Source organism: Pseudoxanthomonas winnipegensis, from assembly GCF_004283755.1.
Classification (GTDB): domain Bacteria; phylum Pseudomonadota; class Gammaproteobacteria; order Xanthomonadales; family Xanthomonadaceae; genus Pseudoxanthomonas_A; species Pseudoxanthomonas_A winnipegensis.
Window position 1 is genome coordinate 273,307 of sequence record NZ_SHMH01000007.1, and the last position, 24,456, is coordinate 297,762.

31 protein-coding genes, 1 tRNA gene and 1 pseudogene are annotated in these 24,456 nt (G+C 68.5%); 14 read left to right on the top strand and 19 right to left on the bottom strand.

Annotated elements, in window-relative coordinates; translation table 11 throughout:
- Positions 1–175: 175 nt before the first annotated feature.
- Together upp and EAT51_RS15120 are read left to right on the top strand one after the other, a co-directional pair.
- Positions 176–808, top strand: a complete 633-nt coding sequence (upp, locus tag EAT51_RS15115; RefSeq protein WP_130521125.1) for a uracil phosphoribosyltransferase — start codon at positions 176–178, stop codon at positions 806–808.
- 375 nt (positions 809–1,183) lie between these two features.
- Positions 1,184–1,474 (top strand): PsiF family protein, encoded by a 291-nt coding sequence (locus EAT51_RS15120; RefSeq protein WP_130521127.1) that lies wholly within the window; start codon positions 1,184–1,186, stop codon positions 1,472–1,474.
- Between the two features lie 273 nt (positions 1,475–1,747).
- On the opposite strand, the gene EAT51_RS15125 is transcribed toward EAT51_RS15120, so the two are convergent.
- The 14 genes and pseudogenes from EAT51_RS15125 to EAT51_RS15190 all read right to left on the bottom strand — a co-directional run bounded on the left by EAT51_RS15125 (position 1,748) and on the right by EAT51_RS15190 (position 10,106).
- A complete protein-coding gene (locus EAT51_RS15125) occupies positions 1,748–2,641 on the bottom strand; it encodes an MBL fold metallo-hydrolase (RefSeq protein WP_130521129.1) in 894 nt (297 codons plus the stop codon).
- 104 nt (positions 2,642–2,745) lie between these two features.
- A pseudogene (ggt, locus tag EAT51_RS15130) lies at positions 2,746–4,404 on the bottom strand (gamma-glutamyltransferase); the annotation flags it as partial.
- A gap of 94 nt (positions 4,405–4,498) precedes the next feature.
- Positions 4,499–4,747, bottom strand: coding sequence for a YfhL family 4Fe-4S dicluster ferredoxin (locus EAT51_RS15135; protein WP_130521133.1), 249 nt, complete (start codon positions 4,745–4,747; stop codon positions 4,499–4,501).
- Between the two features lie 335 nt (positions 4,748–5,082).
- Positions 5,083–5,430: a Mor transcription activator family protein gene (locus EAT51_RS15140; protein WP_165422519.1), complete on the bottom strand. Its 348-nt coding sequence runs from the start codon at positions 5,428–5,430 to the stop codon at positions 5,083–5,085.
- A 5-nt stretch (positions 5,431–5,435) separates the two neighbouring features.
- Positions 5,436–5,918: a regulatory protein GemA gene (locus EAT51_RS15145; protein ID WP_130521137.1), complete on the bottom strand. Its 483-nt coding sequence runs from the start codon at positions 5,916–5,918 to the stop codon at positions 5,436–5,438.
- Positions 5,918–6,259 (bottom strand): hypothetical protein, encoded by a 342-nt coding sequence (locus EAT51_RS15150; protein WP_130521139.1) that lies wholly within the window; start codon positions 6,257–6,259, stop codon positions 5,918–5,920. Before EAT51_RS15150 ends, EAT51_RS15145 begins: the two co-directional genes overlap by 1 nt.
- On the bottom strand, positions 6,252–6,965 hold the full coding sequence (locus tag EAT51_RS15155; protein ID WP_228257954.1) for an HNH endonuclease: 714 nt from the start codon (positions 6,963–6,965) through the stop codon (positions 6,252–6,254). Before EAT51_RS15155 ends, EAT51_RS15150 begins: the two co-directional genes overlap by 8 nt.
- Entirely contained in the window at positions 6,962–7,246 is a 285-nt protein-coding gene (locus EAT51_RS15160; protein ID WP_130561791.1) for a hypothetical protein, read from the bottom strand. Before EAT51_RS15160 ends, EAT51_RS15155 begins: the two co-directional genes overlap by 4 nt.
- Positions 7,243–7,464: a hypothetical protein gene (locus EAT51_RS15165; protein WP_130561792.1), complete on the bottom strand. Its 222-nt coding sequence runs from the start codon at positions 7,462–7,464 to the stop codon at positions 7,243–7,245. The genes EAT51_RS15160 and EAT51_RS15165 overlap by 4 nt, the downstream gene beginning before the upstream one ends.
- Complete coding sequence (locus tag EAT51_RS15170) at positions 7,461–8,363, bottom strand: recombination-associated protein RdgC (protein WP_130561793.1); 903 nt, start codon at positions 8,361–8,363, stop codon at positions 7,461–7,463. Before EAT51_RS15170 ends, EAT51_RS15165 begins: the two co-directional genes overlap by 4 nt.
- Positions 8,364–8,365: 2 nt before the next feature.
- Positions 8,366–8,665, bottom strand: coding sequence for a hypothetical protein (locus EAT51_RS15175; protein WP_130561794.1), 300 nt, complete (start codon positions 8,663–8,665; stop codon positions 8,366–8,368).
- Entirely contained in the window at positions 8,658–9,263 is a 606-nt protein-coding gene (locus EAT51_RS15180; RefSeq protein ID WP_130561795.1) for a DUF3164 family protein, read from the bottom strand. The genes EAT51_RS15175 and EAT51_RS15180 overlap by 8 nt, the downstream gene beginning before the upstream one ends.
- Positions 9,263–9,517, bottom strand: a complete 255-nt coding sequence (locus tag EAT51_RS15185; RefSeq protein ID WP_130521149.1) for a hypothetical protein — start codon at positions 9,515–9,517, stop codon at positions 9,263–9,265. Before EAT51_RS15185 ends, EAT51_RS15180 begins: the two co-directional genes overlap by 1 nt.
- 79 nt (positions 9,518–9,596) lie before the next feature.
- Positions 9,597–10,106 (bottom strand): hypothetical protein, encoded by a 510-nt coding sequence (locus EAT51_RS15190; RefSeq protein WP_130561796.1) that lies wholly within the window; start codon positions 10,104–10,106, stop codon positions 9,597–9,599.
- 73 nt (positions 10,107–10,179) lie between these two features.
- Here EAT51_RS15190 and EAT51_RS20815 point away from each other — a divergent pair, with 73 nt between their 5' ends.
- The 5 genes from EAT51_RS20815 to EAT51_RS15215 are packed head-to-tail and all read left to right on the top strand — an operon-like array spanning position 10,180 to position 14,951.
- Positions 10,180–10,302, top strand: coding sequence for a hypothetical protein (locus EAT51_RS20815; RefSeq protein WP_265937037.1), 123 nt, complete (start codon positions 10,180–10,182; stop codon positions 10,300–10,302).
- The gene (locus EAT51_RS15200; RefSeq protein ID WP_130561798.1) at positions 10,302–11,201 is read left to right on the top strand and encodes a hypothetical protein; all 900 of its coding nucleotides are present in this window, start codon (positions 10,302–10,304) and stop codon (positions 11,199–11,201) included. The genes EAT51_RS20815 and EAT51_RS15200 overlap by 1 nt, the downstream gene beginning before the upstream one ends.
- On the top strand, positions 11,201–12,109 hold the full coding sequence (locus EAT51_RS15205) for a hypothetical protein (RefSeq protein WP_130561799.1): 909 nt from the start codon (positions 11,201–11,203) through the stop codon (positions 12,107–12,109). The genes EAT51_RS15200 and EAT51_RS15205 overlap by 1 nt, the downstream gene beginning before the upstream one ends.
- Complete coding sequence (locus EAT51_RS15210; protein ID WP_130561800.1) at positions 12,109–13,812, top strand: hypothetical protein; 1,704 nt, start codon at positions 12,109–12,111, stop codon at positions 13,810–13,812. The genes EAT51_RS15205 and EAT51_RS15210 overlap by 1 nt, the downstream gene beginning before the upstream one ends.
- Complete coding sequence (locus tag EAT51_RS15215; protein WP_130521155.1) at positions 13,809–14,951, top strand: phage BR0599 family protein; 1,143 nt, start codon at positions 13,809–13,811, stop codon at positions 14,949–14,951. Before EAT51_RS15210 ends, EAT51_RS15215 begins: the two co-directional genes overlap by 4 nt.
- Here the strand turns inward: EAT51_RS15215 and EAT51_RS15220 are convergent.
- Genes EAT51_RS15220 through rsmD form a run of 3 tightly spaced genes read right to left on the bottom strand, consistent with a single transcriptional unit; the run spans position 14,927 to position 16,601 of the window.
- Positions 14,927–15,424, bottom strand: coding sequence for a hypothetical protein (locus EAT51_RS15220; protein ID WP_130521157.1), 498 nt, complete (start codon positions 15,422–15,424; stop codon positions 14,927–14,929). The genes EAT51_RS15215 and EAT51_RS15220 overlap by 25 nt on opposite strands.
- A gap of 28 nt (positions 15,425–15,452) precedes the next feature.
- Complete coding sequence (gene coaD / locus EAT51_RS15225) at positions 15,453–15,965, bottom strand: pantetheine-phosphate adenylyltransferase (RefSeq protein WP_130521159.1); 513 nt, start codon at positions 15,963–15,965, stop codon at positions 15,453–15,455.
- A gap of 48 nt (positions 15,966–16,013) precedes the next feature.
- Positions 16,014–16,601 carry a 16S rRNA (guanine(966)-N(2))-methyltransferase RsmD gene (gene rsmD / locus EAT51_RS15230; RefSeq protein ID WP_130521161.1) on the bottom strand — a complete coding sequence of 196 codons (588 nt, stop codon included), beginning with the start codon at positions 16,599–16,601 and terminating at the stop codon, positions 16,014–16,016.
- A gap of 278 nt (positions 16,602–16,879) precedes the next feature.
- On the opposite strand from rsmD, the gene htpG reads away from it, so the two are divergent.
- The 4 genes from htpG to EAT51_RS15250 all read left to right on the top strand — a co-directional run bounded on the left by htpG (position 16,880) and on the right by EAT51_RS15250 (position 21,830).
- On the top strand, positions 16,880–18,802 hold the full coding sequence (gene htpG, locus EAT51_RS15235) for a molecular chaperone HtpG (RefSeq protein ID WP_130521162.1): 1,923 nt from the start codon (positions 16,880–16,882) through the stop codon (positions 18,800–18,802).
- 189 nt (positions 18,803–18,991) lie between these two features.
- Complete coding sequence (gene ftsY / locus EAT51_RS15240; protein WP_130521164.1) at positions 18,992–20,395, top strand: signal recognition particle-docking protein FtsY; 1,404 nt, start codon at positions 18,992–18,994, stop codon at positions 20,393–20,395.
- A gap of 99 nt (positions 20,396–20,494) precedes the next feature.
- A complete protein-coding gene (gene mutY / locus EAT51_RS15245) occupies positions 20,495–21,550 on the top strand; it encodes an A/G-specific adenine glycosylase (RefSeq protein ID WP_130521166.1) in 1,056 nt (351 codons plus the stop codon).
- A 1-nt stretch (position 21,551) separates the two neighbouring features.
- Positions 21,552–21,830 (top strand): oxidative damage protection protein, encoded by a 279-nt coding sequence (locus tag EAT51_RS15250; protein WP_130521168.1) that lies wholly within the window; start codon positions 21,552–21,554, stop codon positions 21,828–21,830.
- Between the two features lie 3 nt (positions 21,831–21,833).
- Here the strand turns inward: EAT51_RS15250 and EAT51_RS15255 are convergent, their stop codons facing one another.
- Both EAT51_RS15255 and EAT51_RS15260 read right to left on the bottom strand, forming a co-directional pair.
- Positions 21,834–22,298: a DUF6491 family protein gene (locus tag EAT51_RS15255; RefSeq protein WP_130521170.1), complete on the bottom strand. Its 465-nt coding sequence runs from the start codon at positions 22,296–22,298 to the stop codon at positions 21,834–21,836.
- Positions 22,299–22,378: 80 nt separating this feature from the next.
- Positions 22,379–22,858 carry a DUF6491 family protein gene (locus EAT51_RS15260; protein WP_130521172.1) on the bottom strand — a complete coding sequence of 160 codons (480 nt, stop codon included), beginning with the start codon at positions 22,856–22,858 and terminating at the stop codon, positions 22,379–22,381.
- A 167-nt stretch (positions 22,859–23,025) separates the two neighbouring features.
- Between EAT51_RS15260 and EAT51_RS15265 the strand changes: the two genes are divergently transcribed.
- The 3 genes from EAT51_RS15265 (at position 23,026) to EAT51_RS15270 (ending at position 23,859) form a co-directional block, all read left to right on the top strand.
- Positions 23,026–23,101: transfer RNA gene (locus tag EAT51_RS15265), tRNA-Phe, on the top strand.
- Between the two features lie 360 nt (positions 23,102–23,461).
- Positions 23,462–23,617, top strand: coding sequence for a hypothetical protein (locus EAT51_RS20330; protein ID WP_165421999.1), 156 nt, complete (start codon positions 23,462–23,464; stop codon positions 23,615–23,617).
- Positions 23,614–23,859, top strand: a complete 246-nt coding sequence (locus EAT51_RS15270) for a DUF4224 domain-containing protein (RefSeq protein WP_130521174.1) — start codon at positions 23,614–23,616, stop codon at positions 23,857–23,859. The genes EAT51_RS20330 and EAT51_RS15270 overlap by 4 nt, the downstream gene beginning before the upstream one ends.
- Positions 23,860–24,456: the final 597 nt, after the last annotated feature.

A 24,456-nucleotide genomic window follows, 5' to 3' on the forward strand; every position in this document is an offset into this window, starting at 1 on the left:
AAAGATGGGGCGGCACGGTATTGCGACGAGATTTCCGCACCGTGACACACGCGGCAAAGTGACGGAGCGGTCACCTTCCAGCACCCAGCGCCTGGGGGCCCCGACGCGCCCGCGACTGGGCCGGCACGCGGGCGATGCGGCACACTGGTCCGCCCGCCTTCGCTCACTGCCAGACATGAAAACCGTCGAAGTCCGTCACCCCCTGGTCCGCCACAAGATCGGCCTGCTGCGCGATGCGTCCTTGAGCACCAAGGGGTTCCGCGAGCTGGTCACCGAACTGGGCACGCTGCTGGCCTACGAGGCCACCGCCGACCTGCACACCGAGACCGAGACCATGCAGGGCTGGGCCGGCCCGGTGGAGGTGCAGAAGATCGCCGGCGCCAAGATCACCCTGGTGCCGATCCTGCGCGCGGGGCTGGGCATGCTGCCCGGCGTGCTGGCGCTGATCCCGGCCGCACGCGTGAGCGTGGTCGGCCTGCAGCGCGACGAGGAAACCCTGCAGCCGGTGCCCTACTTCGAACGCCTCACCGGCCGCCTGGAGGAGCGCGATGCGCTGATCCTGGACCCGATGCTGGCCACCGGCGGCACCCTGATCGCCACCATCGACATGCTCAAGCGCGCAGGCGCACGCCGCATCAAGGGCATCTTCCTGGTGGCCGCGCCCGAGGGCCTCAAGGCCCTGGAGGCCGCGCACCCGGACGTGGAGGTCTACACCGCCGCCATCGACGACCATCTCAACGAGAAGGGCTACATCCTGCCCGGCCTGGGCGACGCCGGCGACCGCATCTTCGGCACGCGGGTGGGCTGACCAGGAAGGCTGGAACGGTCTGTGGGAGCCACTGTCCCTCTCGATCAGGCCGCGGCCGCGTTGTAGAGCGGAGCTTGCTCCGCTGCTCTTCGTTCGGTTCGTGGGGAAAGCCCCGGCGGAGCAAGCTGCTCTACAGTCCGCTGCTCTTCGTTCGGTTCCTGGGGAAAGCCCCAGCGGAGCAAGCTCCGCTCTACAGTCCGCTGCTCTTCGTTCGGTTCGTGGGGAAAGCCCCGGCGGAGCAAGCTCCGCTCTACAGGTGGGGGCTGAATGCCGCTCAGCCAGGCTGCGCCATGTCGCAGCGCTGCCACACATCGGCACCGGGGCCGGGCGTAGGATCCGCCCGCGTCACCCATCTTCCCTTCGGAGAGCTACGCCATGACCCGTTCGATCCTGCTGGCCTGCGCGCTGCTGGCCGGCGCCGTGAGCGCCAACGCCCTTGCCGCGCAGTCCAGTTCCCAGACCCGTATGGCCGAGTGCTCGGCCCAGAACAAGGGCAAGAAGGGCGAGGAGTACAAGGCGGCGCAGAAGGCCTGCCTGAGCGCCAAGCCGGCTGCCGCCGCCACGCCGCAGGAGCGCATGAAGTCCTGCAACGCCGACGCCTCGGCCAAGAAGCTCGCCGGCGACGCGCGCAAGACCTTCATGTCCAGCTGTCTCAAGAAGAGCTGAGCGCTCGCGCACAAGCGGCGCGGACACCGCAGGCGCATCGTCCGGGCCATCGCAGGGACGATGCGAACTCAGTGGGGGAGCAACTGTCTCCTCGAATCTCGCAGCGGCCCGCCTGTAGAGCGGAGCTTGTGGCAATCCCCTCTTGGGGACTCCGCTGCTCTTCGTTCGGCTCGTGGGGAAGGCCCCAGCGGAGCGAGCTCCGCTCTACAGGTGGGGGCCAAACAACTCCCATCCATGTAGCTGGGGCTCCCACCGGGAGCGCCCGCTGGCGGCTCAGGCCGCCAGCGGCCTGGCGTGGAGCTCGGCCACCTCGTGCGTCGTGCCGAAGCGGCCCTGCGGGTCGCGGGTGACCTGGGCCAGGGCGCAGTCGGTGTCGTGGGTGAAGAACAGCCGCACCCCGCGCGCCAGCGCATCGTCCAGGAAAGCGCGCTTCTCGTCGATCAGCAGTTCGGCATTGCGGTCGTAGCCCATCGTGATCGGCACGTGCACCCAGAAGTGCCCCGGGATCAGGTCGGCGCAGAACGCCACCCCGCCGTGCGCCTGCCCCTGCGCATCGCGCTGCGGTCCGACGATCTCCGACAGCATCAGCCCCGGCGTGTGGCCGTCGCTGAAGGTGAAGCGCACTGTCTCTCCCAGCGCCCGCGCATGCGGGCCCTCCACCAGCTCCAGCCGGCCGCTAGCCTCCAGCAGCCCGGGCAGCTCGGGGATGAAGCTGGCCCGGTCGCGCGGATGCGGCGCCCGCGCCCGCTGCCAGTGCGCCGCGCCGACCACGAAGGTCGCCTTGGGAAACAGCAGCGCCAGTGCCTGGCCTTCCTGCCACGGCGCCAGCAGACCGCCGGCATGGTCGAAGTGCAGGTGGCTCAGCACCACTACGTCGATGTCCTCGTGCGAGAAGCCTGCGCGCGCCAGGGAGTCGAGCAGCACATGCTCCGGCTCGACCACGCCGTAGCGCTCGCGCAGTTTCGGCTCGAAGAACGCGCCGATGCCGGTCTCGAACAGCACCGTCCTGCCGTCGAGGTCCTCGACCAGCAGCGCGCGGCAGGCCAGGGCGATGCGATTGCCCGCATCGGGCTCCACCCAGCGCGCCCACAGCGCGCGCGGCGCGTTGCCGAACATCGCCCCGCCATCGAGCTTCTGCGAATTGCCCAGGATCGACCAGAGTTTCATGCCTGCCTCCTCCCGAAGGCTGTGTTGCACGGCGCCTCGCGCGCCGGAAGCGAAGAAGGCGACGCACCAGCGTCGCCTTCCTCATCGCACGACGTTGCCGATCTTCAGGGCGTGGTCGTGGTCAGGATCTCCGCGGCGCCGACCGGATTGCGCGGATCGCTGCCGCCGCTGAGGGTGTTGGTCTTGCGATCCCATTCCACCGTCTGCAGGTTGCCCCAGACGTGGCTGGAGCCGCGACCGCCGGCGGCCTCGTCGCCGGGCTGTTCGACCTTGTGGCCCATCGCCTCCAACGCCTTGATCGTCTCCGGCGAGAAGGTGCCGGTCTCGGCGTCGATGACGTCCGGCAGCCACTGGTGGTGGTAGCGCGGCAGCGCGGCGACCTGCTGCGCGCTCAGCCCATCGTCGTAGCCCAGGATGCCCAGCAGCACCATGGTGATGATGCGGCTGCCGCCCGGCGTGCCGAGCACGATGGTCTTGTCGGCGTTTTCCATGAAGGTGGGCGTCATCGAGCTCAGCGGGCGCTTGCCCGGCTTGGGCGCGTTGGCCTCGTAGCCCATCACGCCGAAGGCGTTGGGCGTGCCGGGCTTGAGCGCGAAGTCGTCCATCTCGTCGTTGAGCAGCACGCCGGTGCCCTTGGGGATCAGGCCCGAGCCGTACAGCAGGTTGACCGTCTGGGTCGCGCCGACGCGGTTGCCCTGGGCGTCGATGATCGAGAAGTGCGTGGTCTCGTCGTCTTCCAGCGGCGTCGGGTTGCCCGAGAGCAGATCGCTCGGCGTGGCCTTGTCCGGGTTGATGGTCGAACGCAGCCCCAGCGCGTAGTCCTTGCTCAGCAGGACCTTCTGCGGAATGGTGGTGAAGTCCGGATCGCCCAGGAAGAAGGTGCGGTCGCGGTAGGCCCGGCGCATGGCCTCGACTACCAGGTGGGCGCGGTGGGCCGGGTCCATCGCCTTGAGGTCGTAGCCCTCGACGATCTGCAGCATCTCGGCCAGCGCGATGCCGCCGGAGGACGGCGGCGGCACGGTGGTGATCTTCCAGCCCTTGTAGTCGAACTGGATCGGCGCGCGCGTCTTGACCTGGTAGCCGGCCAGTTCCTGCGCCGTCCACTGGCCGCCGGCGGCCTTGACCCCGGCCAGCAGCTTCTTGGCCGTCTCGCCCTTGTAGAAGCCGTCGCGGCCCTTCTCGGCCAGCAGGGTCAGGGTGTGGGCCAGTTCGGGCTGCTTGAAGATCTCGCCGGTCTGGATCGGCTTGCCGCCGCGCAGGTAGACCTCACGCGTGCCGGGGTACTTCTCCATCTCCTTGGCGCGCTGGGCATAGCCGCGGGCCATGCGGTCATAGACCGGGAAGCCCTCGGTGGCGATGCGGATGGCCGGCGCCAGCGACTGCTTGAGCGGCAGCTTGCCGTGCTTCTCGGCCAGTTCCACCAGCGCCGCCGGCAGGCCGGGGATGCCGGCAGACCAGGGGCCGTTGATCGACTTGGACTGGTCGAGCTTGCCGTCCTTGTCCAGGTACTTGTCCGGCGAGGCCGACTCGGGCGCGGTCTCGCGCGCGTCGATCATCGTGTCCTGGCCGGTGGTCGCATCGTGGAGCAGGAAGAAGCCGCCGCCGCCCAGCCCCGAGCTGATCGGCTCGACCACGCCCAGCGTGGAGGACACCGCCACCGCCGCATCGAAGGCATTGCCGCCCTGGCGGATGATCTCCAGGCCGGCCTCGGTAGCCAGCTTGTGGCCCGAGGCGATCGCCGCGCCGGGAGGATGGGTGGCCTGCTGCGCGCTGGCAGCGACCGGCAAGAGGACCGTCAGGGCGACGGCGAACAGGCTCGAACGTTTCACGCGCTCTCCAAAGGGTTGAGGAATCGGATCATTCACCCTGCAGGCGCTGGAGCTTGGCCAGCAGGTCCTCCCGGCTTTCAGGATACGCCGGGTCGGGATCGATGCACTCCACCGGGCACACGACCACGCACTGCGGCTCGTCGAAATGGCCCACGCATTCGGTGCAGCGCGCCGGGTCGATGACATAGATCTCCTCGCCCATCGCGATGGCCTGATTGGGACAGGCCGGCTCGCAGACGTCGCAGTTGACGCACAGGGAATTGATCTTCAGCGACATGGAAGGCGGCAGGGCGCGGCGGGCACGCAGCGAAGGGGAACCCGCATTATCGCCCAGGTCCGCCCCCAGGCCGCGCCGCGGACCGCGGTGCACCGTCCCGCTGACGACACGCTGCCACGGCTCCGCCCCTCCCCTTGCGCAGCAGGGGGAGGCCGGGGGGGGTGGCTCAGATCGCGGCCCGTTTCGGCGCAGGCACAAAAAAACAACCGCAAATGTGCAGGAGTGAGATAAATCAGGGGGAGCAGCGCGATAAATGGCCGGAAGAGCTCGGAAGAGAGCGGTGAATTCCGGATGACCTGTGCAATCGCGTTGCAGCTGGCGCAATGGCCGGGAAGTCAGCCGCCCTGGTCGAACAACGCCATCTGATCGAGGGTCGAGTCGCGCTGGGCGGCGCGGCGGAGGAGCTGGCGGATGCCTTGCTCGGACATTGAGTACTCCTTGGCCAGGCTGGCGACCGAAGTGCCGTTGCGGTGGGCGTCAAGGATAGCCCGGTCCCTGGGCGAGAGGCGGAAACCGGCCCGGTTGGGCACGTAGATATTCTGGCCGCCCCAGTCCTCGGCCAGGGCGTCAGCGACCGACGCGCCCAGCTGTTCGGCCTGGTCGGCCGCCATGCCGAACGACCGCGCCTGTTCGGCGGCGGTCGTCGCCACGCTGGCCAGCAGTTCGTTGCGGCGGGCTTCCATCGGCTTCATTGGGGGGCCTGCGCGCTCCGGCGGGCCCGGCGATCGGCGTCGATCTGCAGGGCGGCGATGACCTTGGCCAGCTGGTCGGTCGAGCACCACTCCAGGCGCACCACGCCCTTACACAGGCGCCGTGCCAGGGCGTGGGCGTACTCCCACTCGCGGCCCGCGTCGGCCAGCAGGGCCTCGATCTTGCCGAGCTGCGGGCTCAGGTCACCCCGGGGCTTGCCGACGCGCTGTCGAGCCGCCTCGGCCGCCTTGGCGGGTTTGCCCGTCTGCTTGCGCAGCTCGTTGGCGATCGCATTGAGCTGGCGCTGGTTGCACTTGCCCGCGCTGCGTTGCTCGGGGCCGTGCTCGCGGCTCACGCGGGCGACCAGATCGCGGTACACGTCCTCATCCAGGCCCAAGGCCTTCGCCTGGGCATGGATGGCCGCCAGCGTCCGCCTGCGCAGCTTCTCGGGGTCTTCGGTGCGGCGGGTCGGCCGAGCCATCACCAGCGCCCTCCGTTGGGCGCGGAGCCCATCGGATCGCGGATGTGCGGCTTGCGGCGGCCCTCGCCCGCCGCGGCCGACGGCAGCGGCGGGGCGCCGGTTTCCTGGCGGTCCAGGGTGTCGCCCTGGTGGTCCAGGGCGACAAAGCCGGTTGGCTTCATCCGGCCGCGGCCGACCGTGCGCAGCATGTCCACCTCGACCTTGGCGCTGTTGATCATGGTCTGCGCTAAATCGCCGATGGCCTTGGCCTTGGCTACGTCCATCTTCGGGTCGCCCTCTCGCAGGGCTTTGATCGTCGCGGCGAGATCGCCGCGGAGATCGTTGATCGTGTAGTCACTCATGGGGGCTGTCCTCGCGTTTGCGTCGGTTGATGACTCGGCTCAGCACACTGCGCAGTTGAACGGCGTGCGCCACCTCCTCGGGGTAGTTGTGGAAGCTGTTGCGGAGCATGTTCTCGCGCTGGCTCACCAGCTCCAGGCAGTCGAGCGTGATCTCGGAGGCCACCAGCGACTTCATGCCATCGCGGAAGCGGACCACGTGCCCCTTGGGCACGGGTCCATGCGCTGATTCCCACACGATTTTCGCGACGGGCTGCCAGCGGTGAACCGGGAAGATCGATGGATCGTCCGTGACCTTGCGTACCAGAGCGTTGCGCTTCGGGTCGATCTTCTCGGTTCCGATAGGCACGTAGTTGTGGGCCTCGCACGCCGGGCGTCCCTTCCGGAACTGTGTCTCCGCCATGCGCCCGGGCGCGAAGCCGGGCCGGCGCACGCCCTTGTTCGCCGGCACCCGGCCGGGCTTGAACCGCGACGCGATCGCCGCCGGGTGGTGAACGTTGTTCCACAGGTGTGCCATCGGATTGCGCATGTGGTCGGGATGCTTCTCGATGCCCAGGCGCGTGGCGCGCTGGTACACCGAACTCACGCTGTGCCCGACCAGATGCGCGATCAGGAACGCGGGCCACATCGGGAAGTTGATGCGCAGGGTCTCGTCCTCGTCCGCAGTCCAGCGCCGGCGCGCACGTGCCGAGATCAGGTCGCGACTCACCGGATCACCGCCAGTGTGTGGATGGTGAAATCGCTCCCGTAATAGGCCCAATCCCGTCCGGCAGGGTGGCGCCTCATCCAGGCTTCGTTGAGCTCCCACCAGGCCTCGGCTGCAGCGGTATCCGCGACCTCGTCCCCAGTGTCAGGTGGGCACACTGGCTTGCGCGCGACGTGCTGTCGCACGCGTTCCATGAAGGCATCGGCACGTTCACGCGAAGCATATGCCCTGATCGGCGTGTTGCACTCGTGGGCCGCGTCGGCAGTGATTACGTGGATTTTCATGGGGCCTCCGGCGATGCGATCCGGCTTCCATCGCGGCCATGCCACTCGTCGCAGACGCCCCGGTGGGTCACAGTGAAGTCGCCGAAGGTGCAGCGCTCCACCGTCTTATGCGGCATGGACGGCCGTCGGTTGAACCTGCGCTGGAAGTAGACGCAGGTGAAGCAGCGGGGCGGGTCCGGATCGTAACCCTGCTCGACGATGGCATGCCGGTTGCTCATGCAGCCTCCGAGAGCTTGAAAGCCTGCACCAGCACCGAGAACAGCCTGGCCAGCTCGCCGGCCATCAGCGCGAAGCGAGCGTCCAGCTCGGCCAGCGCGCTCTGCGCATCGGCGCTTTCCAGCGACTCCAGCGCGCCATCCAGGAACCGCAGCTTGCGCACCACCATCGTTTCGTCCAGGTCGAACGCGACGTGGTCGTCCAGCACCAGCGCAAGCCTGGTGCATTGGCGGCCGGCTTCGAGGTGCTCGGCGACCTCTTCCCCGCGCAGCTCGAGGCGGTAGCACTTCACGGTGCCGCCACCCTCGATCGGATCTTCCAGCGTGCAGTCCTCGCCCAGCGCCAGGCCCTCGGGCATCGGGTCGCCGGCGAGCCAGCCGGTCAACACGGAGCGCGGCGCGATCTCGCAGTTCAGCGGCAACGCTGGAAAGCTGCCGAGCGCGTTGCGGATCTCGCTCACCAGGCCTTCGGCCGCACGGCGGCTGCTGGTGTCCACCGCGATGTAGGCCTGGCGCCGGTCCAGCAGCGCATCAAGGCGGGATGGTTTGACGAACGCGCCGGGCAACAGCTCGGCCACGACATCGTCGCGCAGGCGCTTGCGCGCACGGCCCCCCGGACGTCGCCCCTCGCGGCGATAGATCGCTTCCAGGCGCTCGTTGAGCACCTTGTCGATCACCGCCGGTGGTAGCAGTTTGTCCTCGCCGGACAGGGTCAGCCAGATCGCATCGCCGCACTGATGCGTCGGCGCCTCCTGGTCCCGGCCGAGGGGCGACGTAAACCCGCGCGAGCTGAACTCCAGAGCACCCACTGGCTTGAGCCAGTTGGCGCGCACGCCTTCGTCCAGCTGGTCTAGGACCAGGCTGCGCGGGAAGCGGTAGAAGGTCAGAGCGCGGAAAAACATGGTCAGTCGTCCTTCTTCTTGGCGGGCTGCACCAGCGGAATGCGCAGGAACCGCTCGACGGCGTCCCAGGACCAGCCAAGCAGGTGCAGCAGGTGCAGGAACGCAACCCACGTGTTGACGACTGGCACCAGCGGGGCGACCAGCAGCAGCTGCAGGGCGCGGCCCAGGGTCGCCTTCGGCTGGTAGAACGTCCCCTCGCGCGCGCGCCTGTCGGCCTGGATCACGCCGTGGAGCACGCAGGCGCCGCGGCCCAACGCCAGCGCGACGCTGCAGACGTAGACGATCAGGAGGATGTCACGCACCGCCCACCTCCACGTCCACGATCTTCCAGCGGCTGCGGCCGCCGCCCAGGTCCTCCAGCCGCACCACGTCAGCGCTGGGCCGATAGCCCAGCTTCGCGGCGAGGCGGCGAACGGCTTCCGCGTCGGACCAGGTGCGCCGCAGCGACAGCACCTCGCCGGTCTTGATGTTGCCGTCCTGGTCCACCCGGAACGCGTTGTTGACCAGCGTGCGCAGCTCGGCCCGCGCGCCTTCGGTCCAGTCGTTGAGGCACTCATCGATGAGCGCTTTGGCCGCCTGCAGGCGCTCGTCGAACGTGATGCTGTCCTGGATCGCACGCACCACCTTGTAGCGCCCGTCGAAGGACAGCAGGGTCACGTTGCCCTTGTCGCCGCCGATGCGCGCCCCGTACTGCTCGGCCGACAGTTGGACGAAGGCGGCGATATCGTCGAAGACGCCGCGCTTGAACGCGCGCAGCGCATCGCGCAGCGCCAGGGCGCACTGGATCTTCTCCTGCACCAGCGTGTCGCGCGCCAGGTCGATCGCCTTGATCTGCGACTCGGGCACCATGTGGCCGGCGCGGTTCTCGCGGTAGCCATCGGGAATGGGTTGAGCGTTCATCAGTCTTTTCCTTGGTTGAGGCCTGGCCGGTTGCCGCCGGTGTTGGCAGGGGGAAGCTCTCGCGGTTCGGGCCTGATGCGCGGATCGGGCGTAATGAAGGTCGGCACACCGTCGATTTCCACCGGGCTCAGCGCCTGCAGCAGGTCCCGGCGCCACTTCGCGGCGGCCGATTTGTTGAGATCCAGCAGGCCGCAGATCTGCTTGACGGTCAGCAGCTGCACGGGCACGTGCTGGGCCCACAGCGCGAAGCGCATCGCGCGGATGCGGTCGTGCTTGGGCCGACCCCGCGGCCGGGGGTTGCGCTGTGCGGGAGTACGGTGGACGCCCATCGCGCTAATCCACTCCGAAGAACTTGTCGAAGTGACGGTGCAGCGAATCGACGATCCGACCGCCCACATAGGGGGACAGCTCGTCATCCGCCGACTCGGCACGCTCGGCGCAGACCACGCCCACCGAGGGCGCTAGCGGGCCGCTGGTGAATGCGGGGCCGCGGTACGCCAGCGGTTCGCGCATGTCGGCCGGTGCGTGCGGCTTGGGGACGGGCGCCTCGGCCGGCGCGGCCGTGCGCTTGGAGACCACAGAGGCGTCCAGGTCGCCTTGCCATCCCGAGGACAGCCGGTAGGTGTAGGGCTTGGCGATGCTGACGCGCTCGATCATTCCGCTGATGTGCGCCTTGGCGACGATGCCCGCGACGTAGGGCCGGTAGCGGTATCCAAGCGCCATGACGCGCTCGATCAGCTCGAATGCGGTGAGGACGGCGCCACCGGCCAGGACTTGCGCGATAGAAGCCTGCGCACTGCGGTTGAGCTCGGCGACGCTGATGGTCTTGGCGGTGTCAGCCACGGAGCACCCCCGTCGATTTGAACCGATCGGTGGCGATGCTGGCTCCTCGAGCCTCAACCAGCGCCTGCGCCTGGTGGTCGTCGACGACCCCAACCGCATCCCCGCTGCGCTCAAGAGCGAAGTCGGCGAGGAGTCCTTCCTGTTCCATGCCGGGCGCAACACCGAGACGCTCAAGCAACTGCTGGGAATCAACTGATGGCCTACGTCGAAGGCACGGCGAGCAGCTACACCGACTTGCTCGACAAGCTGCGCAATTTCCTGACCACCGATGCCGACCTTGTCAACGCGGGTCGGCAGTGGCAGCAGCTGCGCTGGGACAACAACGAGCTGATCCTCCGCGCGCCAGGCCTGGACGGTAACCAGCAGATCCACGTCGGCGCCCGCGCGCTCGCCTTCCCGAGCCTGGATGCCTACAACTTCGGTGTGATCGGCGCCATGTCGTACAACGCGGCGCTGGCGTTCACCGGCCAGCCCGGGACCTCCCCCGAGCGCTACGTGCCCCTGTGGAATGACGTCATTCCGTACACGTTCGTGGCCAACGGCCAGCGCTGTGTGGTGGTGGCGAAGGTCAGCACGCGCTACATCCCCTTCTACCTGGGCTACGGCTTGCCCAATGCGCTGACGGGGGACTACCCCGCGCCGATTTACGTAGGTGGCTGCACGGGTGGCCAGACCGATCGCTGGTCGAGCAACGATATCGGCTTCCGCAGCTTCGCAGATCCTGGGACGGGCTGTGACGTGCTGGCACCGTCCGGGGCGTGGCAGCAGGTGCGCAACTTCTACAACTCGGGCAGCGGCGAGGCTGAGGACGGCGCTGCGTGCGTCTGGCCCTATGCGGGCATGGCCACAGGCAGCACCGAGCTACTGCGCTCCCTGCGTGACAACGGGGATGGCACCTACACCGCTTTCCCCCTGACGGTCATGGGCCTGCAGCCCAATCCGGAGATCTACATGGATCTGCAGGGCTGCCGCTACGTCTCCGGCTTCGGGAACGCCGCGGGGACCATCATCACGATCGACGGTGTGCAGCATCTGGTCGTGCCCAACATTTTCCGCAGCGATCGCTGGGGCTACTGGCTGCTGGAGTTGACCTGATGGCTTACCAGACTGGCACCGCTAACACGCCAACCGCGTTGGTCTCTTCGCTGGCCGGCTTCGCTGGCGCGAACGGTTGGACCACCACGGCGCTGGCCGACGGTGCAATCGGCTTCACCGCGCCGGATGGTGCGACCTTCGCGCTGCAGCCCACGGCGGACACCATCGAGCTGCGCGGCTGCGTTGGCTTGAGCAGCGGCGCGGCTGCGGACGCCCAGCCGAACGTGGTCGATACACCGGCGGTCTGCAACTACATCGCAGGCCCGTACACCGGCTACACCTTCTTCGGCGGCGCTGAGGCGGGCGCCCCGTACCTGCACGTGGTCATCGAGTCGGAAGCCGGGGTGTTCCGGTCGTTCTCGCTCGGACGCCTGGTGAAGTTCGATAGCACCGCCGGCGGGGAGTACGCCACTGCAACGAACTGGTTCGTTGCCGATTGGGCAACGAACTTTCCGGAGAACTCGTACCACGAGTACTTGCTGGACGGCGCGCATGATCCCGCTGGCAGTGCGGTGGCCTCGCATGTTCGCTTTGATGCCGATGGCGCAAGCAACCGCTGGATGCCGATCGGCCGCAACTGGGACGGCACGCGGGCGACGGGCTCGATGCGCGGCGGCTTGAATCTGCCGCTCGGCCGCATCGGCTACCAGCGCTACAACAAGCTGGTGCCGCTGTTCCCGCTGTACGTCTTCGGTGACCGGCCCAGCAACATGCGCAGCCCGATCGGCTACGCCCCGCACCTGCGCCAGGTGGACCTGCGCCTGAATGCGCCGAAGGAGATCATTACGATCGGCGGCGAGGACTGGCAGGTGTTCCCCGCGATCCAGCGCACCGACACGCACGATGTCTACGGCAGCGCGGTGCCCAGCTCGGCCTACTACGGCTATGCGATCCGGAAGATCGACTGATGATCGCGCCCGGCCCCATCGCTGCTATCGGCACCTACATCAATCCCGCGCTCGGCCAGCGCCGGCCGCTGTGGCCGGCGCCTGTCGGTGCGGATCTGAGTGTGGGCGCTGCAGGTGCGCGCGGCGCGCGGCCGGCGCTCGACGAGCCCGACCTGACTGCCACGGGCGCGTATGGCGATAACTTCGGGATGCTGAGCTGGTATCAGCGCGTCCACCTGTCGATCACCACACTCGCCTTGGGCAACCTGGTCAGCAGCCAACTGCAGTCGGTGCGCGTGTGGAATGGATACCTGGATCGCAGCGTCGTCTTCACTGCCGTGGACGTCGCCGGCGGCGAGGGCATGACGCTGAGCGCGCCGGCGCCGCTGCCGCTGACGCTGGCCACGCTCGAGGCGCAGGCGTGGTCGCTCGCGGTGTCGGTCGACGGCCCGCCCGTCATTGATGCCACCCTGACGTGGACCGTCACCAGCGAACCTGCTCTCAAGCTGCACGTGACAGGCAGCCGCGTGACGGCCTGGGGCTGGACGCCGGACTGGGCGGACGGCATCAAGGAGCGCCTGTCCTGGCTCACGGACGTGCTGGCCAGCCCCTCGGGCGCCGAGCAGCGCCGGAAGCTGCGGCATTGGCCCGTGCGCACCTGGTCGGCCACCGTGCTGGTCGACGGCGATGACCGCGTCAGCATGGACCTGGCGCTCTACGGCTGGGGCGCACGCACGTGGGCGCTGCCGATCTGGACCGACGTGACGTGGCTTGCCGGCGGAGTCGAGGCCGGCGCCCAGGCGATCGCCCTGGACACCACCCACCTGGATTACCGCGCCGGCGGCCTGGTCATGATCCGCGGCGAGACCGCCCAGGATCTCGAAGTCGCGGAGATCCAGGCCGTGCGCGCTGACGGCCTGGATCTGGTCCGGCCGGTCCAGCTCGACTGGGACCCGGGCTGCCGCGTGTATCCGGTCCGGCTGGCCATGCTGACCGAGCAGCCGCAGCTGACCCGCAAGACCGACGACCTGGTCAGCGCCGACGTCAACTTCCGCTCGATGGAGCCGTGCGACTGGCCAGCCGCGCCGCCGCCAGCCACTTACCGCGGTGCGCCCGTCCTCGAGGAGCGACCGGAGTGGTCCGAGGACCTGTCAGCGCAGTACGAGCGGCTGCTGTCGACGCTGGACAACGGCATCAATAACCCGGTGAACACCGACCTGGTCGGCACGGGCATCGCCCTGCAGCAGCACGCCTGGTTCCTCGCGGGCCGCGCCGAGCGCGGTAGCTGGCGCGGCCTGGCCTACTACCTGGCCGGCCAGCAGAAGACGCTCTGGCTGCCCACGTTCGCCGATGACCTGCGCATCGTCGCCACCACCGCGGCGACCTCCTCGGCCCTGGACGTGGCCACGGTGGGCTACAGCCGCTTCGGCGTTGGCGGTAAGACAGGCCGGCGCCACATCCGCATCGAGCTGCGCGACGGCACACGGATCTATCGCCGCATCCTGGGCGCGACGGGCGTCGATCGCGCGACCGAGCGCCTGTCGCTCGACAGCGCGGTCGGCCTCGAGCTGACCACGGCCAACGTGCTCCGGATCAGCTGGCTGCAGCTGGTGCGCAGTGCCACCGACGACATCGAGGTCGACCACACCACGGACGTGGATGGTGTCGCCCGCGCCAGCCTGATGCTGCGGGCGGTGCGCGACGATCTGGAGCTGCCGGCATGAGTTTCGACGAGCGCGAGCGCAGCATCGCAAGCGGCGCGCCGGTGCTGCTGATCGAATTCGGCCGCGGGCCGCTGGTGTGGCGCTATACGAACGCGGGGCGTGACTACGACCTGGGCGGCATCGTCTACAAGGACGTGCCCGGCCTGACCGGCGACTCGATCAGCCAGACAGGCGAAGTGGAGCGTGACACGGTCAAGCTCACCGTCCCTCCGGATCTGGAGATCATCAAGCACTACGTCGGCACCAAGCCCACCACGCGCACGCGGACGGTCCTGCGCGCCTGTCACTTCGGGGAGACCGAGGCGCCGGTGCAGTGGATCGGCTACATCGTGGGCATGCGCCTGAGCAAGAGCGGTCAGCGTGAGATTGCGTGCCAGTCGATGCAGGCGACCTTCGATCGTCCTGGCCTGCGCCTGTGCTGGTCTCGTGGCTGTCCCTATGCGGTGTTCGATGACCAGTGCGGCGTCAACCCCGATGACTTCAAAGTCGCTGGCCAGCTCACCGTGCTGGACGGCCAGCGAGTCACCTCCGCCGCCCTGGCCGGTGCGCCGGAAGTCGACTACTACGTCGGCGGCATGGTCCGCTGGATGAGTGCGGACGGCATCCAGGAGAGTCGCGGCCTGGACGCTTTCGACGCTACGACCGGCGTCGCATCGGTTTACGGCGGCACGCTGGGCATGGCCACCGGCCAGGCCGCAACCTTCCATCCGGGCTGCGGGTACACCACGGATGTCTGCAACGATCGTTTCGACAACCTGGTCAACTGCGGCGCCCACCGCGGCATGCCCGGCAAATCCCCTTTCGACGGCACGGATGTTCCCACCGTCGTGACGGACTTGCACGCCGGCCCGCCACGCTCCGCCAGCCCGCCCCTTCAACCCTCAGCTCACAAGGCTCCGCCCCTCCCCTTGCGCAGCAGGGGGAGGCCGGGAGGGGGGTGGCTCAGATCGCGGCCCGCTCGAACGCAAGCACGCAGAACAACCGCAAAGGCAACGCTGGAGCCACGCTTTGGCGCCAACGACGGCACCCATGCCCCGCCAAAAGCAAAAGAGGAGGCATGGCCTCCTCCGCTACCGAAAAACGCGGCCGTGCCAGGCACGGCCGCGTCGTCGGATCACTTGGCTTCGACGAACACGTAGTCCGCGCCGGACGGCGCAACCGCCGCCTTGACGCGGTCGTTGTCGGCCGCGGCGCCGACGAACAGCACGCGCGCGCCCTTGAACGAGCCGGCCGCGGCCTTGCCGAAGGAGGCCACGATCAGGTCGGCCATCTTGGCGCTGACCGGCGAACCGAAGGCCACCATGTTGCCGGAGGTCACGCCGCGCTGCGCGGCATTACTGACCTGCTCGGCCAGGCGGTCGTACTTGCCCTGGAAGTCCGGGTCGGTCTCGGCCGGCAGGTAGTACATGATCGGCGGGTTGGAGATGTTGCCCATGTTGCGCGGCACGACGTCCTGCAGGTACTTCTTCCACGCGGCATCGTCGCTGGTGGTCGGCGCGGTCATCGCGGCGGCCTCGGCCGGCTGCGCGGGCGCGTCTTCCTTCTTGCACGCGGCCAGGGTCAGGCTCATGCCCAGGCAGGCGGCCAGGAGCAGGCGGTTGGTGGACTTCATGGTGCAGCCTCCGGTTGGATCGTTCGGTTCAAGGGGCGGGGGAAAGCGAAGCGCGGCGCACGTCCTGCAGCGCCTTGGCGACCGAGGCCGGCACGAAGCCGGACACGTCGCCGCCCAGGCGCGCCACTTCGCGCACCAGGGTCGAGGAAATGAAGCCGTATTGCTCGGCCGGGGTCATGAACAGCGTTTCCACGTCGGGAATCAGATGCCGGTTCATGCTGGCCATCTGGAATTCGTACTCGAAGTCGGACACCGCGCGCAGCCCGCGCAGCAGCACCCGGCCGCCGACCTGGGCGACGAAATCGGCCAGCAGGCTGTCGAAGCCGATCACCTCCACGTGCCGGTGATGGGCCGTGGCGGCGCGCGCCAGTTCCACGCGCTGCTCCAGCGGCAGCGCCGGCCCCTTCTTCTGGCTGGCGGCCACGCCGATGACCAGGCGCTCGAACAACGGCGCGGCCCGGTCGATCAGGTCCAGGTGACCGTTGGTGATCGGATCGAAGGTGCCCGGATAGACCGCCGTCCGGATGGGCGACACGCTCATGCTGCAAAACCCGTGGAAATTCGCGGGCCGAGTGTAGCAGCGCTCCTTTCAGCCCGGCGCACGCGCCAGCGCATAGCGCACCTGGCGGGTCTGGCCCTCGCGATGCAGGACGAAGCCGGACGGTAGCGCCGGCGCCTGCTCGAGCGGCGCCTCCAGGTACAGCCAGGCGCCGGGCGCGAGCAGCCGCGGCAGGCGTTCCAGCACGCGCGCATGCAGCCCGTCGGCGAATGGCGGGTCGAGAAAGGCGATCTGGAAGCCCCCATCCGGCTGCCCCTCCAGCCAGGCCAGCGCGTCGCCCTGCACCACCTGGGCGATGTCGTCGGCTTGCAGTCTTGTCACCGTCTGCGCCAGCTGGCGAGCCGCGGCCGGGTCGCGTTCGACCAGCACCGCGCCGGCCGCCCCACGCGAGAGCGCCTCCAGCCCCAGCGCCCCGGTGCCGGCGAACAGGTCCAGCACCCGCGCCCCGGCCAGCTGGCCGGTCAGCCAGTTGAACAGGGTCTCGCGCACCCGGTCGCTGCTGGGCCGCAGGCCGGCCACGTCCGGCACCGCCAGGCGCGTGTTGCGCCAGCGCCCGCCGACGATGCGCACCTGGCCGGCGCCGGCGTTGCGGGACGAGGGAGGGGGCGGTCGGGACATGGCACGGCGCGGACGACGGGGCTGGCGATGATGGGGAAAACCGGGGCCGGAGTGCAATTTCGCCCACTGGCCTTGCTCCTGGTGGGAGCCGCCATGGCGGCGATGGGGCTTTACCGGTGAAGCCCATCGCCGCCATTGGCCAAAAAGGCCACAAGGGCGGCTCCCACAAAAGCCGGGCCGTCAATCGCCTGCCCATCTTGAAATCCGCCCTCGCGCCCACACCCGAAGAAGCCATCGGCGGCCGATCAGGCCGGTCCCACCACGGAGCAAGACGACCCATGACCACCGACACCCATCCGGAGACCCACAAGGAAACCCGCGGCTTCCAGACCGAGGTCAAGCAGCTGCTGCAGCTGATGATCCACTCGCTGTACTCCAACAAGGAGATCTTCCTGCGCGAGCTGGTCTCCAACGCCGCCGACGCGGCCGACAAGCTGCGCTTCGAGGCGCTGACCGATGCCTCCCTGCTGGAAGGCGACGGCAGCGACCTGCGCATCCGCATCTCCTTCGACAAGGACGCGCGCACGGTCACCATCGAGGACAACGGCATCGGCATGAGCCGCGAGGAGGCCATCGCGCATCTGGGCACCATCGCCAAGTCCGGCACGGCCGACTTCCTCAAGAACCTCTCCGGCGACCAGAAGAAGGACGCCAACCTGATCGGCCAGTTCGGCGTGGGCTTCTATTCGGCCTTCATCGTGGCCGACCAGGTCGACGTCTACAGCCGCCGCGCCGGCCTGCCGGCCAGCGAGGGCGTGCACTGGTCGTCCAGGGGCGAGGGCGACTTCGAGGTCGCCACCATCGACAAGCCGCAGCGCGGCACCACCATCGTGCTGCACCTGAAGGAAGGCGAGGAAGGCTTCGCCGACGGCTGGCGCCTGCGCGGCATCGTCAAGAAGTACTCCGACCACATCGCCCTGCCGGTCGAACTGCTCAAGGAGCAGCCTGCCCCGGCCGAAGGCGAGGCCCCGGCCGCGCCCGAGTGGGAGGCGGTCAACCGCGCCAGCGCGCTGTGGACCCGGCCCAAGTCGGAGGTGACCGACGCCGAGTACCAGGAGTTCTACAAGCACATCGCCCACGACCACGCCGACGCGCTGGCCTGGAGCCACAACAAGGTCGAGGGCAAGCTCGAGTACACCTCGCTGCTGTACACGCCCTCGCGCGCGCCGTACGACCTGTACCACCGCGACGCGGCCAAGGGCCTGAAGCTGTACGTGCAGCGCGTCTACATCATGGACCAGGCCGACCAGTTCCTGCCGCTGTATCTGCGCTTCATCAAGGGCGTGGTGGATTCCTCCGACCTGCCGCTCAACGTCTCGCGCGAGATCCTGCAGAAGGGCCCGGTGATCGACTCGATGAAGTCGGCCCTGACCAAGCGCGCGCTGGACATGCTGGAGAAGCTGGCCAAGGACAAGCCCGAGGACTACGCCAGGTTCTGGAAGGAGTTCGGCCAGGTCCTCAAGGAGGGCCCCTCGGAGGACTACGCCAACCGCGAGAAGATCGCCGGCCTGCTGCGCTTCGCCTCGACCAAGTCCGGCACCGACGCCCAGGACGTGGCGCTGGCCGACTACGTGGCGCGCATGGTCGAAGGCCAGGACAAGCTGTACTACCTGACCGGCGAGAGCTTCGCCGCGGTCAAGGACAGCCCGCACCTGGAGGTGTTCCGCAAGAAGGGCATCGAGGTGCTGCTGCTGACCGACCGCATCGACGAGTGGCTGATGAGCTATCTGACCGAGTTCGACGGCAAGTCCTTCGTCGATGTCGCCCGCGGCGACCTGGACCTGGGCGCGCTGGAGTCCGAGGAGGACAAGAAGGCGCAGGAGCAGATCGCCAAGGACAAGGAGCAGCTGGTCGCACGCCTGAAGCAGGCGCTGGGCGAGGACGTGTCCGAGGTGCGCGTGTCGCATCGCCTGACCGATTCGCCGGCGATCCTGGCCATCGGCGAGGGCGACCTGGGCCTGCAGATGCGCCAGATCCTGGAAGCCAGCGGGCAGAAGGTGCCCGAGGGCAAGCCGGTGTTCGAGTTCAACCCGGCCCATCCCCTGATCGAGCGCCTGGATGCGGAAAGCGACGAGGAACGCTTCGGCGACCTGACCCGCGTGCTGTTCGACCAGGCCGCGCTGGCCGCGGGCGACAGCCTCAAGGACCCGGCCGGCTACGTGCGCCGCCTCAACAAGCTCCTGCTCGACCTGTCCCGCTGATCCGCAGAAGCCCCAAGCCCCGATGCGCCCAAGCCCCTCTCCCCCCCGGGAGAGGGGTTGGGGTGAGGGCACGACCAGCGCGCGGCAGCCCCCACCCTCACCACACCCCGTCGCACCCCCGCACACCAGGCCTTCCAGACCCCGGTGTTAGCATCTGCGCCCTCATTTTTCGCATTACCAAGGCTGCACATGGTCAGTTTCTTCCGCCGCAAGAAGCCGCAGGACGCAGCGTCCGCCCAGGACGGCAGCACCCGTCGCTACAGCGTGGAAGAGCTGGCCGCCGCCTTCCCCGAGGCGCGTCCGGTCACCTCCGATGCCGCCGACGCGGCCGCCGCGCTCGAACAGGCGCGCGAAGTCGCCGACGCCCTGCAGGCCGCCGAGCCCGCGCCCGCACCGACCGCGCCCGAGCCCGAGCGCTTCGCACCCGCCGCGCCGGCCCAGCCCGACGTCGTCGTGCCCGGCCCATCGCCGCGGCAGCTGATCGATACGCCGGTTCCCGCCGCACCGGTGGCCGACGCGCCCGTCGTGGTCGCCGCCCCGCCTGCGGTCGCGCCCGCACCGGCTCCCACACCTGCGGCACCGATCGCGCCGCCGCCCGTCGAAGCGCCGGTTCCCGCGCCCGACACCGCGCCCCGCCCCACCTCCATCGACAAGCCCGCCGCCGCCCCCGGCAAGACCGGTTGGCGCGAACGCCTGCGCGGCAGCGCCTTCGCGCGCAGCTTCGGCGGCCTGTTCTCGCGCAACCCCAAGCTCGACGACGATCTGCTCGACGAGATCGAGACCGCGCTGATCACCGCCGACGTCGGCGTGACCGCCACCACCGCCCTGGTCGAATCCCTGCGCAAGCGCATGAAGGCGCGCGAGTTCGCCGATGCCAACGCGCTGCTGGCCGCCCTGCGCGCCGAGCTGATCGCCATCCTCCGGCCGGTCGCCGTGCCGCTGGCGATCGACCGCGACGCCAAGCCGTTCGTGGTGCTGACCGTGGGCGTCAACGGCGTCGGCAAGACCACCACCATCGGCAAGCTGGCCAAGCGCTTCAAGGACGACGGATTCAGCCTGATGCTGGCCGCCGGCGACACTTTCCGCGCCGCCGCCGTGGCCCAGCTGCAGGCCTGGGGCGAACGCAACGGCGTGACGGTTGTGGCACAGGGCCAGAACGCGGATGCGGCCTCGGTCGCCTTCGACGCGCTGCAGGCCGGCAAGGCGCGCGGCACCCAGGTGCTGATCGCCGACACCGCCGGCCGCCTGCACACCCAGACCGGCCTGATGAACGAGCTGGGCAAGATCCGGCGCGTGCTCGGCAAGGTCGATGCCAGCGCGCCGCACGAGGTGCTGATGGTGATCGACGGCACCACCGGCCAGAACGCGCTCTCGCAGCTGCGCCAGTTCCATGCGGCCGTGGGCGTGACCGGCCTGGTGGTGACCAAGCTCGACGGCACCGCCAAGGGCGGCGTGGTGTTCGCCCTCGCCCGCGAGTTCAACATCCCGATCCGCTACGCCGGCATCGGCGAACGCCCGGAGGACCTGCGCGTCTTCGACGCCGAGGCCTTCGTCGACGCCCTGCTGCCTGAAGCCCTGGGCAGCGCCGCCTAATCGCAGTGCACTTGTAGAGCCGAGCTCGCTCGGCTGGGGCCGTCGGGTAGAACCCCAGCCGAGCAAGCTCGGCTCTACAAACCGCCGCTGAGCGCCAGCATGAGCCAGCCCATCGACACCTTCGCCGCCCCGCTCCTGACCTGGTTCGACCAGCACGGCCGCCACGATCTGCCCTGGCAGCATCCGCGCACGCCGTACCGCGTGTGGCTGTCGGAGATCATGCTGCAGCAGACCCAGGTGCGCGTGGTCATTCCGTACTTCGAGCGCTTCCTGCAGGCGTTTCCCACGCTGCCGGACCTGGCCGCAGCAAGCTCGGACGAGGTGATGGCGCAGTGGGCGGGACTTGGCTACTACGCCCGCGCCCGCAACCTGCATGCCGCCGCCAAGCGCTGTGTCGAACTGCACGGTGGCGAGCTGCCGCGCGACTTCGAGGCCTTGCACGCCCTGCCCGGCATCGGCCGCAGCACCGCCGGCGCCATCCTCAGCCAGGCCTGGAACGACCGCTTCGCCATCATGGACGGCAACGTCAAGCGCGTGCTGTCGCGCGTGCACGGCATCGCCGGCTGGCCGGGCCTGCCGGCCATCGAGAAGCAGTTGTGGGCGCTGGCGGTCGAACACGTCCAGCACGTGCCGCAGGGTCGGCTGGCCGATTACACCCAGGCGCAGATGGACTTCGGCGCCACGCTGTGCACGCGCGCCAATCCGGCCTGCCTGCTGTGCCCGGTCTCGCCGCAGTGCGTCGCCTTCCGCGACGGCCTCACCGAGGCCCTGCCCACGCCCAAGCCCGGCAAGCCGCTGCCCGAGCGCAGCGCGGTGATGCTGATGGCCTTCGACGCGCAGGGCCGCGTGCTGCTGCAGCGCAGGCCGCCGGTGGGCATCTGGTCCGGCCTGTGGTCGCTGCCGCAGGCCGACGACACCACCGCCGCGCGCGCCTGGTTCGACGCGCACCTGGCCGGCGACTTCGACGCCGCCGACGAACTGCCCGACACCCCGCACACCTTCACCCATTACCGCCTGCACATGCAGCCGCTGCGCTGGGCGCGCCTGTCGCCGCGCGATGCGGTGGGCGACAATGCGGACCTGCGCTGGGTCGCCCCGGCCGAACTGACCACGCTGGGCCTGCCTGCGCCCATCCGCAAACTCCTGGATGCCTGACATGCCCCGCACCGTGTTCTGCCAGTACGAGAAGAAAGACGCCGAAGGCCTGGACTTCGTCCCCTATCCGGGCGAGCTGGGACAGCAGGTGTTCGCCCATATCGGCAAGGCCGGCTGGGCCGCGTGGCTGGCGCACCAGACCATGCTGATCAACGAGAACCGCCTCTCGCCGCGCACGCCGAAGGACCGCGCCTTTCTCGAAGCCGAGCTGCGCAAGTTCCTGTTCGGCGGCGACGCGGAAAAGCCCGCCGGCTACGTCGCGCCCGACCCGCAGGCCTGAGCCTCAGCTGCCGGCGTCGGCGGCCTCGCGTTCGGCCAGCCTCGCCTCGCGCAGCGCCTGTTCCGAGGCGCGGATGGCCTGTGTGTCGAGCCTGCGGATGCTCTGGATCCGGCAGCTGACGTGGAAGCCGCCCGGGCGGTCGATGACCGTCACCCGATCCATGCCCACCGACACCTGCCCGAGCAGGTTGGTGATCAGGATCGTGGTCGCGTTGTTCAGCCCGTTGCAGCTGTTGCCCAGATCCAGCAGATAGGCCTCGTTGGGGCGGGTCCAGACCGCCACGGCCTCATCCCCCAGCGCGGTCCAGCCGATCAGGCGGTCCGCATTGCTTAGATCCTTCTGCGGCGCGCCGGCGTGAGCGCGGTACAGCGCCAGGCGCTGGCTGTCGCTCAGCCCGGTGGTGGCGCAGCCGGCCACCAGCAGCGCGGCCGCCAGCGCCAGCATCGGCAGGGATGTCCATCGGCTCATGGCGGATCTCCTTCTTGCGTGGCGGATGCCAGGGGTCGATCAGAGCGCCGAGCGCGCAAGCGCGCCGTGATGGCCGCCGGTCATTGGTTACCCGCCGGCGGCGCGCCGGCCTGGCGTTCGGCCGCGTTGGCCTGGCGCAGCTGTTTCTGCGCCTGCCGCAGGGCCTTGACGTCCAGCGGCCGGATCTCGGCGATCCGGCACGGCATGCGGAAGCTGTTCTGCAGCCCGCCCAGCACCAGCACGTCGTCAAACTTCGCGTAGACCCGGCCACCCTGGTTGGTCACGGTGATGGCCGGCGCCGAATCCAGATCGATGCAACGCCCGCTCAGCTCCAGCAGGTAGGCCTCGCTGGGCCGGGCCCACACCGCCAGCGCTGCATCGCCCAGCGGCGACCAGCCGTTGAGCTGGCCGAAGACGGTGAAGCTCTTGACCGGCTCGCCGGCGTGGGCCTGGTACAGCGCCAGTTCCTGCGCATCGGTCAGCCCGGTGGTGGCGCAGCCCGCGCCGAGGGCGGCCAGCAGGCCGGCGGCGAGCAGGCGGGCGAATCGCGGACGTTGCATGCGGCGTCTCCGGTGGCGAACCGTGTCGGGGACAGCGATGATGCACCCGGCCCCGCCGGGTCGGCACGGTCGCGCGGCGACACGTTCAGTGATCAGGCGTCTTGCCGGATCGGGAATCCATCCGTATCATGCGCGCCTCGCTTCGGCTCGGCCGCAAGTGCAGCACTGGCCGGGTAGCTCAGTTGGTAGAGCAAGGGATTGAAAATCCCTGTGTCGGGGGTTCGATTCCCTCCCCGGCCACCATCTAGGTGGCGAAAGTTGTGGCGATTCAATTACTTAGGCCATCCGTAGGGTGGCCTTTGTCGTTGTACGGACGTAGGTACGGAAAACGCGCGGAAGATCCGACTGCTCACTCCCGCTATTTCGCTGGATCTGGCAGGTGCTTCTTCCACCAGTCCTTGCGGCCGCGGCCCTTGCGCCTGGCCCACTCCTTCGACTCAGCAGCCTGCCGCTCTTCCGCCGTGCGTGTGTCTCTCCACGCCAAGTGTCCGAAGGGATCAGGCCCGAGGGGCTGGGTGCTATCTTTTTCGTCGGGGGAGGCCATGACGCCAGCCTACGGATGGGTGATCGCACCAGACGAGATGGCCGGCAGGGGGCACGAAGGTGAGCGACAAGGACATCATGGAGGAGCTGGAGACTGAAGGTCTTTGGCTCTACGACATGGGCTACCCTGAGGCGGGCAAAGTGATGCTAGATGCACGAGACGAGATCGAGCGGCTGCGCGCCGAGATTGCAGAACTGAAGAAGCCAGGACCGTGAGCGGACTTTGCCTGTCGCGATCTGAAATCCAGGAACTGACCGGCACGCCGATCCGCGCGCGCCAGATCCAGTTTCTGGTGAAGAACGGCATCCGCCACTACATCGACTTGCACGGCCGCGCAGTTGTCCTGCGGGCAGCGCTGGATGGCAGTCAGCCGGCCGTTAAAGCGGCCTCAGGGTGGGTGTCGAACAAGACCATGGCTATGGACTCCGGTCGGCCAGGATTCCGTTCTGGCCGGTGATAGCCCGTATCGCCCCTGGCTAGACTTATCCACAACCAATCGACCCCGGCAGGGCGATAGGCTAATTGATGGTTTGAGGGCTACTGGCAGCAGCGTGGGGTGGGTTGACGAAATTTGTGAACTTTTTTGCACTTCCAATAGCAAAGCTATTGCGCGCAACCAAAGCACACGTACAATTGGCCAAAGAAACGGTTGGTGTGCTGGTGACATGTAGGGCGGCCATAGCCCAGCCTGGCATACAACCAAACTGCTAACTCCCCCGTCTCACTTCTGGTGGACGGGTACAAGGCCCCTCACGGGGCCTTGGCTTTTTCCAGGGCATGGAATGCGCACTGCGATCTACGTGGATGGGTTCAACTTCTACTATAGGGCCCTGAAAGGGACGCCATATCGTTGGGTTGATCTGCACGCCCTGGCAACTCAGCTCATCAAGCCAACCAATCAAATAACGCTGATTCGTTACTTCACTGTGGACCGGCCAGCCTTTCGTAGACATCCGGTTGCCATAATTGATGGCAATGACCGAGGTGTTTATGGGCAACAGCAAGCAGTACACGGATGAGTTCCAGGCCGAAGCGGTGAAGCAGGTGATCGAGC